Annotated in this window: 10 protein-coding genes; 1 reads left to right on the forward strand and 9 read right to left on the reverse strand. The window is 72.3% G+C overall.

Translation table 11 applies throughout. The features are described from left to right. Positions 1-104 precede the first annotated feature (104 nt). From FL311_RS32990 to FL311_RS33015, 6 genes are all read right to left on the reverse strand, one after another. A complete protein-coding gene (locus tag FL311_RS32990; RefSeq protein ID WP_141331512.1) occupies positions 105-1025 on the reverse strand; it encodes a hypothetical protein in 921 nt (306 codons plus the stop codon). A 97-nt stretch (positions 1026-1122) separates the two neighbouring features. Next, the gene (locus FL311_RS32995; protein WP_141331514.1) at positions 1123-2004 is read right to left on the reverse strand and encodes a neutral zinc metallopeptidase; all 882 of its coding nucleotides are present in this window, start codon (positions 2002-2004) and stop codon (positions 1123-1125) included. A 122-nt stretch (positions 2005-2126) separates the two neighbouring features. Beyond that, complete coding sequence (locus FL311_RS33000) at positions 2127-4841, reverse strand: pitrilysin family protein (protein WP_228557243.1); 2715 nt, start codon at positions 4839-4841, stop codon at positions 2127-2129. Positions 4842-5004: 163 nt separating this feature from the next. Continuing rightward, positions 5005-6567: a GMC family oxidoreductase gene (locus tag FL311_RS33005; RefSeq protein ID WP_141331518.1), complete on the reverse strand. Its 1563-nt coding sequence runs from the start codon at positions 6565-6567 to the stop codon at positions 5005-5007. Next, a complete protein-coding gene (locus FL311_RS33010) occupies positions 6564-7178 on the reverse strand; it encodes a gluconate 2-dehydrogenase subunit 3 family protein (protein WP_141331520.1) in 615 nt (204 codons plus the stop codon). Before FL311_RS33010 ends, FL311_RS33005 begins: the two co-directional genes overlap by 4 nt. Positions 7179-7277: 99 nt before the next feature. Next, positions 7278-8201 carry a spermidine synthase gene (locus tag FL311_RS33015; protein ID WP_141331522.1) on the reverse strand — a complete coding sequence of 308 codons (924 nt, stop codon included), beginning with the start codon at positions 8199-8201 and terminating at the stop codon, positions 7278-7280. Between the two features lie 93 nt (positions 8202-8294). Between FL311_RS33015 and FL311_RS33020 the strand changes: the two genes are divergently transcribed. Next, positions 8295-10424: an ATP-binding domain-containing protein gene (locus FL311_RS33020; protein WP_141331524.1), complete on the forward strand. Its 2130-nt coding sequence runs from the start codon at positions 8295-8297 to the stop codon at positions 10422-10424. Here FL311_RS33020 and FL311_RS33025 read toward each other — a convergent pair. The 3 genes from FL311_RS33025 to FL311_RS33035 form a co-directional block, all read right to left on the reverse strand. Continuing rightward, a complete protein-coding gene (locus tag FL311_RS33025) occupies positions 10387-12063 on the reverse strand; it encodes an ATP-binding protein (RefSeq protein WP_141331526.1) in 1677 nt (558 codons plus the stop codon). The genes FL311_RS33020 and FL311_RS33025 overlap by 38 nt on opposite strands. A gap of 99 nt (positions 12064-12162) precedes the next feature. Then, the gene (locus FL311_RS33030) at positions 12163-12993 is read right to left on the reverse strand and encodes a sensor histidine kinase KdpD (protein ID WP_141331528.1); all 831 of its coding nucleotides are present in this window, start codon (positions 12991-12993) and stop codon (positions 12163-12165) included. Positions 12994-13083: 90 nt separating this feature from the next. After that, the coding region (locus tag FL311_RS33035; protein ID WP_228557244.1) for a hypothetical protein at positions 13084-13610 on the reverse strand (527 nt) is incomplete at its 5' end.

Consider the following 13610-nt stretch of genomic DNA (forward strand, 5'->3'; position numbering starts at 1 on the left):
CGAGGAGGACGAGCCGATGACACCTCCGGAGCCTCCTCCGGAGAGCTTCATGGGAATCCTCTGGTGGAAGATGCGGGGCCACCGCTAGCGCCCCGCTGTCCGCGTCAGAAGGTGAAGCCGCCGCCGAAGTAGGGGCCGTGCATCCTGTCCACGTGGGCCACGCCGTCCACAGTCCCCAGGTCATCCAGGTACAGGCCGCGCCAGCCGCCGCGCAGCATCAGGCTGCCCAGGTGCAGGGCCAGGCCCACCGTGGCGTCGACCTGGAGGAACGGCAGCGGCGTCAGCTGCGCGCGCGCCTCGAAGTCCAGCGGAGACCACAGACACGCCTCGAAGGACAGCGCCACGCTCGGACCCGCCAGGGTGGTGTCCGGCGCATGGGCCGTGCTCAGCCCGCCCTCCGCGCGCAGGCGGAGCGCATCGCGCACCACGAAGGCATACGTCAGGTGCGCCGACACCAGCATGAGGTCGTCCTCGCCCGGCGAGCCGTCATCCGTGGGCTGGGTCACCAGCATCATGCGGGTCTCCACCCCGAAGCGACGGCCCTCCAGCCCCGCGAGCAGGTCCACCCCGCGCACGTCGTCGAGCAGCAGCAGTCGCTGCGCGCTCAGCCGGAAGGACAGCGGCACCGCGTGCCGTCGCCCCGCGAGGATGAGCTGGGACGTCTCCGGGTCCATCCGACTCGACAGGTGGGTCCCCGAGGTGGCGATGGCCTCGGCGGCGCCCTCGAACAGCCCTCCGAGGAGGCTCGCCAGGAGGTCCCCCGCCAGGTCCTCCGCCGCGTCCGAGCAACAGTCCTCGTCGTCGTCGTCGAACGAGCTGCGTGAGCGGGGCTTCTTCCCGTCGTCCTCGTCGTCCTCGGTGCCGATGGCCGAGGCCTCGTGCGTGTCCGGGTCCGCGCTCGAGTCGTGCGTGCCCGACTTCGGGTCGCTCGGGGTGTTGCGCTTGCCGAAGCGCGCCTCGGCGACGGGCGCCCAGACGAGCCCCGCCAGCAACCCCAGACACCACAACGTCTTGATTGGGAACACGCCCGCTCCCGCGTCGATGGACGCGGACCGGCCACCGCGCGGAGGGCATTCAACCGCGAGCCGGGGTCTGATTGTCAATCAGCCCCGTGGCGGCGCTTCAGCGACGACGGCGTGGAACGGATTGGGCCCCGAAGGTGTCACACGCCTCCAGCGTGCCCTGCGTCAGGCCGCGCTTGAACCACTCGACGCGCTGCGCGGACGAGCCGTGGGTGAACGACTCGGGGACGACGTGCCCCTGGGCGCGGCGCTGGAGCGTGTCGTCGCCGATGGCGGACGCGGCGCCCAGTCCCTCCTCCACGTCACCCGCCTCCAGAATCTGGCGCTCGCGCTGGGCATGGTGCGCCCAGATGCCGGCGAAGCAGTCCGCCTGGAGCTCCTGGAGCACCGACAGCGCGTTGCCATCCTCCGGCGACGCGCGCTGCCGCGCGGCCTGCACCTGACGGGAGATGCCCAGCAGGTTCTGCACGTGGTGCCCCACCTCGTGCGCCACCACATAGGCCTGCGCGAAGTCGCCGGGCGCGCCGAAGCGGCGGTCCAGTTCGTCGAAGAAGTCCAGGTCCAGGTACACGCGCTGGTCCGGCGGACAGTAGAAGGGCCCCACCGCGCTCTGCTGGAACCCGCAGGCCGAGCGCACCGCGCCGGTGAAGAGCACCAGGCGCGGGTCCACGTACTCGACGCCGTGGGGCTCCAGGAGGCCAGGCCAGGTGTCCTCCGTGTCCGCCAGGATGACGGAGACGAAGTCCTTGAGCTCGGCCTGCCGCGGGTCATCGGGTACGCCCGAGCCGCCCGTGCCGTAGTCGCTGGACGGCCCGCGTCCACCGCTCGGCGTGGTGACGACCGAGGGGTCTCCCCCGAGCAGCATCACCAGCAGCGCCACCACCAGCGACGCCGCCCCGCCGCCCACCGCGAGCGGGCGTCCCAACCCCGCCCCGCGCCGGTCCTCCACATTGGAGCTGCGACGTCCTCCCTGCCACCGCATGCCTGCCCCCTCGCCGATGTCGTCCTATCCAGGCAAGGTAGTCAGCGTCGGGGCGGGAGGACGCAGGGCCCCGCATGCCTCGCCTGGGTGGACGGACACCAGGCGAGGCAGCACGCCGCCCGTCAGGGTGAGGACAGGGCCTGGAGCATCGGCAGGACGCGGCTCTTATCCGCGACGACGCCCACCACCAGACGCTTCAGGCAGCCGTCGAACTCCTGCTTCACCTGCTCGGCCGTCACCGCCTGGAGGTGCGCGGGGCGCTGGGCCAGCGACTCCGCGGGGAAGCCACGCACGCGCGCGTCCAGGAGCGACTGGACCCACGACTCGGAGGAGACGAACGACACCGCGTCGCGCGACAGCAGGCGCTTCGTGGCGCGCGCCAGCTCCGCCTCGTCCACGCCCTGGGCGAACGACGCGAGCGTGTCCTGCACGGCCTTCGCGCCCTCCGCCATGCGCTGCGCGTCCACCAGTCCCTCCACCAGCAGGTGCGAGGCGCCACCGCGACCCAGCCACGTGCTGGCGCTGAAGCCATACGACGCGCCCTGGCGCGCGCGCACCTGGTCGAAGATGCGCCGGCCCACCAGCTCCGCCATCACGTCGTAGCGCGCCGCCGCCTCGGGCGTGGCAGTGGGCAGCCGACACGCCAGCTGCAGGTGGCCCTGCGTCGCGCCGGGGCGGGACGTCACGAGCGTCCGGGGCTTCGCGGCGGGCGACGGCAGCCCCGGCGCGGCGGGCACCTCCACCGGCGAGGCCGGCCCGTGCTTCCAGCCGCCCAGGTACTCGCGCACCAGCGGCTCCACCGTCGCCACGTCGAACTCACCCGCGATGACCACCACCGTGTTGGCCGGACGGTAGACGTCGCGGATCCAGGCCGTCATGTCCTCCTCCGACACGCGGGACAGCTCCTCGCCCGTGGCGTGGCGCGAGTAGGGGTGCGGCTCGTAGAGCAGCTGCATCAGGTCGCGCTGCGCGCGCTCCTCCGGGTGGGAGTCCAACGTCTTGCGCCACGGCACCAGCTGCTCCTGGAGGAACCGCCACGCGTCATACGAGGTCCGCGTGGAGGAGAGCTGCTCGGCCAGCATCGCGAGCATGTTGCCGACGTTGCCGGACGTCCCGGCCACCTCGAAGCGCTGGTGGTCCCGGTGCATGCCGCCGTGGACGTGCAGGCCCCAGTGGCTCGCGTTGCCCTCGAACCAGGACTCGCGGAAGGAGCCATACCCCGCCATCTCCGCCACGCCCGCCTTGGGCCCGTACGTGCGCCCTCCGCCCAGCACCGCGCCCACGCGCACCACGGGCAGGCCCGGCCGGGGCGCGAGCAGCACCTCCATCCCGTTGTCGAGCTTCAGCGTCCGCACCGGCGCGGACAGCGCGGCCTGGGCCGCCTGGGCGACGCGCTCGGAGCGGACGCTCGCGGGCGGCTCCTCCGGCAGCGCCACGGGCGCGGCCACCACCTCGCCGCCCGACTCACCGGGCCGCACGAGGATGACGCGCGCGCGCTCGCGCTGGAGCCACTTGTAGGCGAAGTCCGTCACCTTGCCGCCGTCGAGCGTCATCAGCGCCCGCTGCGAGCGCGTGTACCCGCGCGCATCCAGCATGAAGTGCGTCAGCTCCGCGCGGCGCACGGTGCGCGACAGCAGCTCCTCGGACTCCAGCACCATGCCGGTGATGACGTTGCGGCGCAGGGCCTGGAAGTCGTACTCGCGGCCGAGCACCGCCCCCGCCTGGCCGGCCTCCTGGCTCCACGTCCACTGGACCTCGTCCAGCATGTTGTCCGCCGACCTGCGAGGGTGGCTGCCCTGGGTGAGCACCACCCGCACCACCAGCAGCGACGCGCGCGTGCCGGGCAGCAGCATCGTGGAGTACCCGGCGATGTCCCCGTCCCGCCGCATGGAGCCCCCCAGGCTGCGGCTCAGGTTCACCCGCACGAAGTCGTGGATGGCGCTCGCCTCGTCGAAGGAGCGCGGCAGCACCCAGGAGATGTACAGCTCCGGGGAGCCGACGGCAGCCTGGTACTCGGGCAGCTGCGCGGGGGCGGCGCGCAGGGGCGGCTCGGACACGGGGGGCATGCGCGAGTCCACCGCCAGCGGGGCCCCGGTGCCCACCCACTCCGGGGGGAGGTTGTCGAGCAGCACCGCCTCCACCCTCGCCAGGTCCACGTCTCCGGCGATGACCAGCGTCGTGTTGTCCGGCCGGTAGTGGGCCCGCGTGAAGCGCTGCGCGTCCGCCAGCGACAGGGCCGTCAGCGACTCGTGCGTGCCGATGACGGGCCGCGAGTACGGGTGCTCCGGCGCATAGACGGACGCGTGCACCCAGCTGAAGACCTGACCCACGAAGCCCGTCTCGTTGCGCTGGCGCAGCTCATTGCGCACCACCTCCCGCTCCACCGCGAACATCTCGGGGGTGAGCCCCGAGAGGGGCGCGGACAGCCGCTGCCCCTCCATCTTCACGAGCAGGTCCAGCGACTCCTTGGGCGCCACCGTCTGGTACACGGTGTGGTCCATGCTGGTGAAGGCATTCGAATAGCCAGCCGCCGCGTCCTCCAGCCGGGTCGACACCGAGGGGCTTCCCCCATGGCGCGCGCGGAAGGCCAGGTGCTCCACCACGTGCGCCAGGCCCTCCTTGCCCTGCGGGTCGCCGGAGCCGCCCACCCCCACCACGGCCACCATCGCCACCACGGGCGCGCGCGGGTCCTGCTCCACCACGACGCGAAGCCCCGACGGCATGCGGAAGTCGCGCAGCGGGAAGGACACGTCCCGCATCACCAGCTGCCCTCGCTGCGGCAGCGTGGAGCACGCGCCCAGCACGACGCAGAGCACCCCCACGACCGCCGACACCATCCTCCGCCCACGCGGAGGATTCCCAACCTGGATTTGTGAGCTCATATGAAGCGGACTCGCGCGACTGCGGGACCAACACACCGCGCCCCCTCCGGGCGCCAGCCCCAGGTCCATAGACCAAGGGCAGCCTGGAGCGCCATCGGCGCCCGGTCTGGAATCACCGTCACCCGGAGCCACTCACCGCGGCGGCGACGTGCTGGCTGCCCCAATGCGCGACCCCCAGGATGCTCTCCATCGGGTTGACACCCAGCGCGGTGGGGAAGACCGAGCCATCCACGACGAAGAGGTTGTCGCAGTCCCAGTAGCGCAGCGTGCTGTCCACCACGCTCGTCTCGGGGCTGCCCCCCATGGCGCAGCCGCCCATCTGGTGGGCGCTGAGCACCGAGCACTCGAGCGGGGCGTAGGGCGCGTCATCGAGCAGCGGGATGTCCTGCTCGCTCCGCATCACCACCGGCTTCGAGTGCGGGCTGAGCACCACCTCCGCCCCGGCGGCGAACTGGATGCGCGCGGCGACCTTGAGCGCCTCGCGGAAGGCCTCCCAGTGCAGCGCCGTGAGGGGATAGTCCACCTTGAAGCGCGAGTACTCGCCCGCGCCGCGCAGGGCCACGGTGCCGCCCTCGTCCCCGGGCTGGACCCCATCCAGGCAGATGGAGATGAGCGCGTTGGCGTGGGGCAGGCCCGCCATCAGGTCCTGGTGCCCCGCGCCGAAGCCGTTGAGCGCCACCGCGCTCAGGAGCGGCAACAGCGGGGGGACCTCCAGGAGCCACCCCATCCTCCCCTGCCCCCGGTCGATGAACTGCCGCGAGTACACGGTGAGCGGCGCGCCCGAGTACGCCTCCACGCGCTCGCGGAAGCGCGCGTTGGACACGACCACCGGATGCAGGAACAGCCGCTTGCCCACCCGCCCTCGTCCGGTGAGCCCGCTGCGCAGCAGCAGGCCCGGCGAGTTGATGGCCCCGCCGCACACCGCCGTCACCTTCGCCTTCACGGTGAGCTTCTTGCCCGTGGGCCGGTTCGTCCTCGGGTCGAGGATGTCCCCGTGCACGGCCGTCACCCGGCCGCCGTTCGTCTCCAGTCGCCGCGCGCTGACGTTGGCGTACAGCCGCAGGCCCCGCTCCACCGCCTCCGGGATGAGCGTCACCAGCGTGGACTGCTTGGCGTCCGTGGGACAGCCCAGCCCACACGCGCCCAGCGACGCGCACGCGCGCACGTTGCGCTTCACCGTGCCTCGGCCGTACCCGAGCGCGCCCAGCCCGTCCCAGAGGATGCGGTTGTTGCGATTGGCCTGCTCGATGGGCCAGTCGCGGATGTTCAGCCGCTCCTCCAGCCAGTCCCAGTGCGGCGCGAGCGTGGCCGCGTCCAGGCCCTTCACGCCGTGCGCGTCGCGCCAGTGCTCCAGAATCTCGGGCGGCGTGCGGAAGCACGCGCACCAGTTGACGGCGGTGCCGCCGCCCACGGTGCGCCCCTGGTAGATGCCGATGGACAGGTCGTCCGTCGCCCGGTTGCCACCCTCCTGGTAGAAGGTCGCGTAGGCCTTGGCCTCCTTCAGGTCGAAGTCGCGACGGGTGTGGTAGCCGCCCTCCTCCAACATCACCACGTCCAGCCCGCGCCGGGCCAGTTCCAACCCGAGCACTCCGCCGCCCGCGCCGCTGCCCACCACGCAGACATCACACGTGAGCGCCTGGTCCTCCGTCAGCTCATCTCCCGTCCGGATGCGTCCCGTCATGGCGTGCCCCCTCGCGAGCCCGCGAAGGGTCCGTCCTCGGGCCCACGCCAGACCGGCGCGTCCGCGACGTGGAAGCCCTCCGGCGCCACGTAGCCCGTGGCGGCCATGGCGGCCGGGTGCGAGTAGTAGGCGGCGTACAGGAGCCCGCGCAGCGCGTGGTAGCCCCCCCGGCGGAACACCAGCCGCGACGTCCTCCAGGATTCCAGCACGGCGTCCTGCGCCTCGGGACCGAGCCGCGAGAACGGCGTGACGTGTCCGGTGAAGAGCAGCCCCGCGAGCGCGTTGTCGAACAGGCCCACCACCGCCTTCACCTCGTTCGCGACGGCCGGGTCCAGCCCCGCCAGCAGCCCATCCACCAGGAAGGCCACGCGCACCGTGTCCGCGTCCGGCCAGCCGTCTCGCGGTTGGAAGGCGCGGCGGGCCATGGCCTGGAGCGTGGCGTACTCGCGTGCGCCGAGCACCTTCAGTCCCTCGGGAGGAAGGGGCAATGACAATCCCTCACGCGTCCACAAGAGGCCGCCTCCCAGCGCGAGCAGCGCGCCTCCGAACAACCCTCGCTTGAGCAGCCCTCGACGCGACAGCGAGGGCGGCCCGACAGGAGACGGGGACATTCATCCTCCGGGACGACACGGGTACAGGGGCGTGATGAGACGGACGGAACTCTAGCGCGCGGCCCCCGCCGCGACGCAATCACTCACGTGTCCCATGTGTCACGGCGCGGGAGGCGCTGGCTTCGACTCCGCAGCAGGCGGCGGAGCGGCGGGAGCGGACGCATCCTTCAACACCTTCCCCGTCAATTCCTTGCGCGTGGTGGCGTCGTCATAACCTTCCACCACCAATGCGCTCAGGTCGAAGGGCACGCCCCGCGCCTTCTCGACCTTGTTGGCAATTGTCTCCAATGCCTGTCGCGTCTGCTTCTCGGCGTAGGGCACGCCCACGAAGATGCGGTTGGCGCTCCCGGCCACGCGGAAGGTGTAGAGCTGGGTGAAGCCCGCCTGCCACGTGCGGAGCATGGAGGGGAACAGGGGGTTGGGCGGGTATTCCCAGACGTTGCCCACCACCGCGCCACGCGCCGTCAGCCGCGCGCGCACGGCGGCGAGGAACTCCACGGTGCCCAGATGCTCGGGGATGCTGTCTGGGCCGTAGGCGTCCAGGAAGATGAGGTCGTACGCGGGCCGCTTCGCCTCGATGAAGGCCCGGCCGTCCGCCACGTGGGCCTTCAGGCGCGCGTCCTCACGGAAGCCGAAGAAGCGCCTGGCCACGTCCACCACCTCCGGGTCGATGTCCACCACGTCGATGTGCGTGTCGGGCAGCACCGCGCGCAGGAACATGGGCATCGCGCCGCCGCCCAGGCCCACCACGAGCACGCGCTGGGGCTTGGGCACGAAGGCCAGCGCCACCATGGACACGCGCGTGTACGCCAGCTCCAGCTTCTTCGGCTGCCCGGGCCACACCACGCTCTGCAGCGCGCCGGAGTCGTCGAACTGGAGATAGCGCCGGCCCTCCCGGTCCTCCGTCACGGTGATGAGCGTGAAGGGAGACTGGCCGCGGTGCAGCTCCGTGCGCGGACTGGAGGACGAGCACGACAGGAAGGCCAGCACCAGCAGCACCAGCCGAGGGGTGAACCGCCGCATGCCCGCTCCTTGCTCTCACGATTCAAAGTAGCACTTCCGTCAGGAAAACCAACGGGTTGACGCGCCACTACCCCCAGGTTCACCTTGCCGCCCATGACGCACGCCCCGCACGCTCTCGCCGAAGCCGACCAGGCCCTCATCGCCGAGGAGGAGGCGCTCCTGTCGCGCGTCCAACAAGCGCTCGAGGCAGCGCGGCAGAAGGCCGGACGCACGCAGGAGAACCGGCTGCTCGTCGCGCAGTTGCAGGCGCTGCGCGAGGACGCGGCCACCGCCGCCGAGGCGGACCTGCCCCACCTCTTCTTCCAGATGGACCAGACGCGCGCCCTGCTGGACCGGCAGGAGTCCGCGAACCTGCCCGACGCCCAGGCGCCCTACTTCGCGCACCTGCGGCTCATCGGCGAGGCGGGACCGCGCGACTACCTGCTCGGGCGCACCACCTTCGCGGACGTGGGCGCGGGCGTGCGGGTCATCGACTGGCGCTTCGCCCCCATCGCCCGCGTCTTCTATTCGTACGAAGAGGGCGACGCGTTCGAGGAGCAGTTCGGTGAGCGGCTGTCCGAGGGCACCGTCGAGGTGCGCCGGCTCGTGGTCATCGAGAAGGGCGTGCTCACGCGCATCATCTCTGGTGCGCGCGTGCTGGAGCGCGCCGCCGACGGCGCGTGGCGCTCGGTGGGGCGCGACTTCACCTCGCTCCAGGCGGGAGGCGCGGGCACGGCGGCGCGGCCGGGCGCCCTGGGCACCGGCAAGGGCGCCCGGCGCGTCGAGGACGTCTTCGGCGTCACGGCGCTGCTGGACGCCGAGCAGTACGAGGCCGTCACCGTGGAGGCGGGCCAGCCCCTGCTCGTGCTGGGCAGCGCGGGCAGCGGCAAGACGACGGTGGCGCTGCACCGGCTGGCGAAGATCGCCTTCGACGACGCGGAGCGCTTCCCGCAGTCGCGCATGAAGCTCATCGTCCCCGAGGAGGGCCTGGCCAGGCTGTCGCGGCGGCTTCTGGCGCCGCTGGGCCTGGGGCGCGTCACGGTGGAGACGCGGGACGCGTGGCTGCTGGCCACGGCGCGCGCGGCGTTCGACCTGCCGGGCATCAAGCTGAGCCCGGAGACGCCGCCCCTGGCCGCGCGCCTCAAGCGCCACCCCGCGCTGCGCCGCGCGCTGCTGGCGCGCATCGGCGCGCCGAAGACGGAGGCGGGCACCACGCTGGAGCGACTGCACCGCAGGCTCGCGGACGCCTACCTGGACCGGCGCTTCCTGGAGGAGGTGGTGCGCGCGGCGAAGGGCGAGCTCCCCTTCACCGCCATCGACGAGGTGCTCGAGCACACGCGCCTGCAGCGCTCCACGCCGCTGTCGAAGGAGCTCAAGGACATCACGGACCCGGACCGGCTCATCACCGTGGACGGCAAGGCCATCGAGGAGGACACGCCCTACGCGCTCGCGGGCACGGTGGACCTGGAGGATTTGCCCATCCTCATGTTCCTCAAGGCCCAGCAGGGCCCGCTCGGCCTGGAGCGCCTGGCCCACGTCGTCCTGGACGAGGCGGAGGACTTCTCCCTGTTCGAGCTGTTCGTGGTGCGGCGGCTGCTCGGCAAGGGAAGGAGCTGCACGCTCGCGGGCGACGAGTTGCAGCAGACGGACGCGGGCTTCGCGGGCTGGCCGGAGGCGCTGGACGAGCTGGGCATCCGCGACGCCGCCACGTGCCGGCTGCAGGTCTCCTATCGCTGCCCCGCGCCCGTGGTGGAGCTGGCCCGGCGCGTGCTCGGCACCCAGGCCAAGGCGGAGTCCGCGTCGCGGCCCCAGCGCCCGGGTGCGCCGGTGGGCTTCCACCACTTCCCCGTGGAGGCCCAGGCGCAGCTCTTCATCGGCGAGGCCTTGAGGGACCTCGTCGCACGCGAGCCCCACGCCTCGGTGGGCGTCATCGCCAGCAGCCCCGAGTCCGCGGACGCCGTGTACCGCGTCGTCGCGGACCAGTCCTGGGCGCGCCGGGTGAAGGACGGGGAGTTCTCCTTCGAGCCCGGCGTGGATGTCACGGACGTGGGCAGCGTGAAGGGCCTGGAGTTCGACTACGTCATCCTCCCGGACGTCACCGCCAGGGCCTGGCCCGTGGACGACGAGACGCGCCGCCGCCTGCACGTGGCCATCACCCGCACGTCCCACCAGCTCTGGGTGGTGTCGTCGGGCGCGCGCTCGCACCTCATCCCGCGGGAGGTCGACGCGGCAGCTCCACGGTGAAGGTGGAGCCCTGGCCGGCCGCGCTGCGCACCAGGATGCGTCCGTCCATGGCGTCGACGATCTGCCGGACGATCCAGAGGCCCAGCCCCAGCCCGCCGTAGTGGCGCTCGCTGGCGAGCCGCTCGAAGCGCTGGAACAGCCGCGACTGCGCCTCCACCGCGATGCCCACGCCCTCGTCGCGCACGAGCAGCCAGGCGCGCTGCTCGTCCACGCCCACCTGCACGTCGATGGGGCGGCCCCGGCCATACTTGATGGCGTTGGACAGCAGGTTCTGGATGACCTGCTCCACGCGCAGCTTGTCCCACGAGCCCGTCGCCGTCGGAGGCGTCTCCAGCCGGAGCGCGCACCCCGCCCGGGCCAGCTCCTCCGCGTAGCGCGGCACCAGCTCTCGCACGAGCGCCGCCAGGTCCATCTCCTCGCGCTCCAGCCGCAGCTTGCCCGCCGTGATTCGCGAGACGTCCAGCAGCTCCCGCACCAGCCCGGACATGCGCGACAGCTGCCGCTGCACGGACAGCACCTTGCTGGAGATGGACTCGGACGCCACGTCCCCGACGCTTGCCGGGTGCGCCTCCAGTTGCCGCCGGAGCGCCTGCACGTTGAGGGTGAGCGAGGTGAGCGGCGTGTTCAGCTCGTGCGAGGCCACGGACAGGAACGAGTCGCGCGCCCGCACCGCCTCGTGCGCCTCCGTGTAGAGCCGGCCGTTGTCCAGCGACGTGGCCGCGCGCCGGGCCAGGTCCTCCGCCAGCCGCACGTCCGCCTGCGTGTAGCGCCGGCCCTTCTCCGTGTTCACCAGCGAGAGCGCGCCCAGCACCCGCCCCCGGCTCATCAACGGGACGATGATGTACGCCGACACGCCCAGGGCCAGCGTGGCCCGCCCGTGCGCCTCGTCCTGGAACGTCCGCGCGACGATCTCCGGCCGCAACTCCGCCGCGTACTCCGTGGTGCCCGTGCGCAGCACCTTGCCCACGCCATGGGGCGCGTCCATCAGGATGGGGTAGCGCGCGTGGTACGCGCGGGTGGCCTCCACCATCTCCGGCCGCACGTGCGCCATGGCCACCCGCCGCACGCTCCCGTCCGGCATGGGCACATCCACGCTGCACCCGTCCGCCAGCGGCGGCACGGCCAGGTGCGTGAGGCGCTGGAGGATTTCGTCGTGCTCCAGCGAGGACGTGAGCACCTCGCTGGCCTGCGCCAGGAAGGCCGCGTGGCGCTGCGCCCGGCGCGTCTCGTCGTAGAGCCCGCGCAGGATGGCCTCCTGCTTCTTCTCCGCAGTGTTCTCCCGCGAGAAGACGTAGACGCGGCCCTGGCCCCGGAACAGGCGCAGCACGAACCAGCGCTCACGGCTCGCGAAGTGCCACTCGAACTCCTCCGGCTCGCCCGTGGCCGCCACCCGGCGGAAGCGCTCCTGGAGCTGCTCGCGCAGCACCTCCGGGTACGCCTCCCAGGGCATGCGGCCGAAGAGCTCCTCGCGCCGGCCACCGAAGGCGCGCTCCAGCGCCGGGTTGGCGTAGAGGCACACCCCCTCCAGGGAACAGATGGCGACGCTCTCCGGGAACTGGTCCCACAGGGCGGTGTCGTCGCTGGCAGGCCCCTCTGCGGTCAAATGGTGTTCCACGCGCTCGGTACGGATGCGGGTCAAGGCCCCTGCTCCCGCTTAACACTTCCCTCGTCCCGGCCCACCGGCTCCTCCCACGCGTCTGCTCGTCAGACAACACTCCAAGGCCCCGGAGTGCAAGTTTCAGGGCCCGTCCGAAGGCGGCGCGGGCAGCGGCAGGCGGACGCTGAAACAAGCCCCCTTGCCCGGCGTGCTCTCCACGGACACGTGCCCTCCGTGAAGCTCCACCAACTGCCGGGAAATCCAGAGCCCCAGCCCGAAGCCCGGCCGTCTCGAGTCCAGGCGGGTGAAGCGCTGGAACAGCCGCGCCTGGTCCTCCTCGCGGATGCCCGGGCCCCCGTCGCGCACCCACAGGAGCGCGAAGCCGCCCTCCGTGGTGAGCACCACCTCGATGGGCGTCCCCGCCGCGTGCCTGAGGGCGTTGGTGAGCAGGTTGGTGAAGACCTGCTCCACCCGCGTGCGGTCCCACGCGCCCACCACGCCCGGCGGGGCCCGCACGTACAAGGCACAGCCCGCCCGCCGCACGTCCTCCTCCATGCGCTCCACCGTGCCGCGCACCAGCGCGCCCAGGTCCACCTCCTCCAAATCCAACACGGGCCGCTGCGTGGACAATTGCGACACGTCCAGCAGCGTGGCGATGAGCCGGTCCAACCGGCGGCACTGGTCCTGGACACGCCCCAGCCGCCGGGGCACGTCGTCGGGCGTGAGCGCCCCCACCTGCGCGGAGCGCACCAGCCCGTCCACGTAGAGCCGCAGCGACGTCAGCGGCGCGCGCAGCTCGTGCGAGGCCACGGACAGGAACTCGTCGCGGACCCGCAGCGCGGCCTCCAGCGCCGCCGTGCGCTCCGCCACGCGCTCCTCCAGCTCCCCCGCGGACCGGTGCGCCTGCTCCGGAGAGCCCGCCTCGGGCTCGCCCGCGCCGGGCGCTCCCGTCCGACTCGTCTCCACCGCCATGCGCCAAGTCCTAGCGCCAGGGGGGCCATGGCTCCAATCCGCCCCCCGCACGCGCCAGCCCGCAAGCTTCCACTACCCAACACGCCCGCGTCAGGGAGGCGTCTGCTCCCCCTGCTGCTGCTGTTGCTGGCGCCACTGCTGGCGACGCGCCTCCTGCGCGCGGCGGTGGGCGAGCGCGTCGGCCTCCTGGCGCGGGTACTCCGACAGCCGGGTGCGGTGCATGTTGATGCTCAGCTCGTACAGGCCCCGGTCGCGCTCCGGCAGCTCGTCCCCCTGCTCCTCCAGCACCGTCGTGGCGAAGAGCAGCATGTCCTCTGACACCTTGCGTCGTCGTTCGTAGTACTGCTGGATTTCCGCCTCCGTGGCGTCGCCCGCCTGCACGCGGCCGAAGAGCTCGTTCCACCGCCGCGCCTCCTCCTCGCGCTTGCGGATGAGCTCCGGGTCCTTCGTCGGCGCGCCCAGCTCCCAGTACAGGTTGTCGGGAAGCCTCGCGCGCAGCGCCTCCAAATCCAGGGGATAGGGCTTGGGCTGCTCATCCTCCGGCTCGGGGGCCTGGAGCGCCGGGGGAATGACGCTGCTTGTCATTCCTGGCGGCGTCACCGGCTCCGGCGCGGGGG

Source organism: Myxococcus sp. AB025B, from assembly GCF_006518215.1.
GTDB lineage: Bacteria > Myxococcota > Myxococcia > Myxococcales > Myxococcaceae > Myxococcus > Myxococcus fulvus.

Coding starts and splice junctions, on each gene's coding strand:
- FL311_RS32995 (WP_141331514.1), bottom strand. CDS start 2,004: ATGCGGTGGCAGGGAGGACGTCGCAGCTCCAATGTGGAGGACCGGCGC.
- FL311_RS33000 (WP_228557243.1), bottom strand. CDS start 4,841: ATGGTGTCGGCGGTCGTGGGGGTGCTCTGCGTCGTGCTGGGCGCGTGC.
- FL311_RS33005 (WP_141331518.1), bottom strand. CDS start 6,567: ATGACGGGACGCATCCGGACGGGAGATGAGCTGACGGAGGACCAGGCG.
- FL311_RS33010 (WP_141331520.1), bottom strand. CDS start 7,178: ATGTCCCCGTCTCCTGTCGGGCCGCCCTCGCTGTCGCGTCGAGGGCTG.
- FL311_RS33015 (WP_141331522.1), bottom strand. CDS start 8,201: ATGCGGCGGTTCACCCCTCGGCTGGTGCTGCTGGTGCTGGCCTTCCTG.
- FL311_RS33020 (WP_141331524.1), top strand. CDS start 8,295: ATGACGCACGCCCCGCACGCTCTCGCCGAAGCCGACCAGGCCCTCATC.
- FL311_RS33030 (WP_141331528.1), bottom strand. CDS start 12,993: ATGGCGGTGGAGACGAGTCGGACGGGAGCGCCCGGCGCGGGCGAGCCC.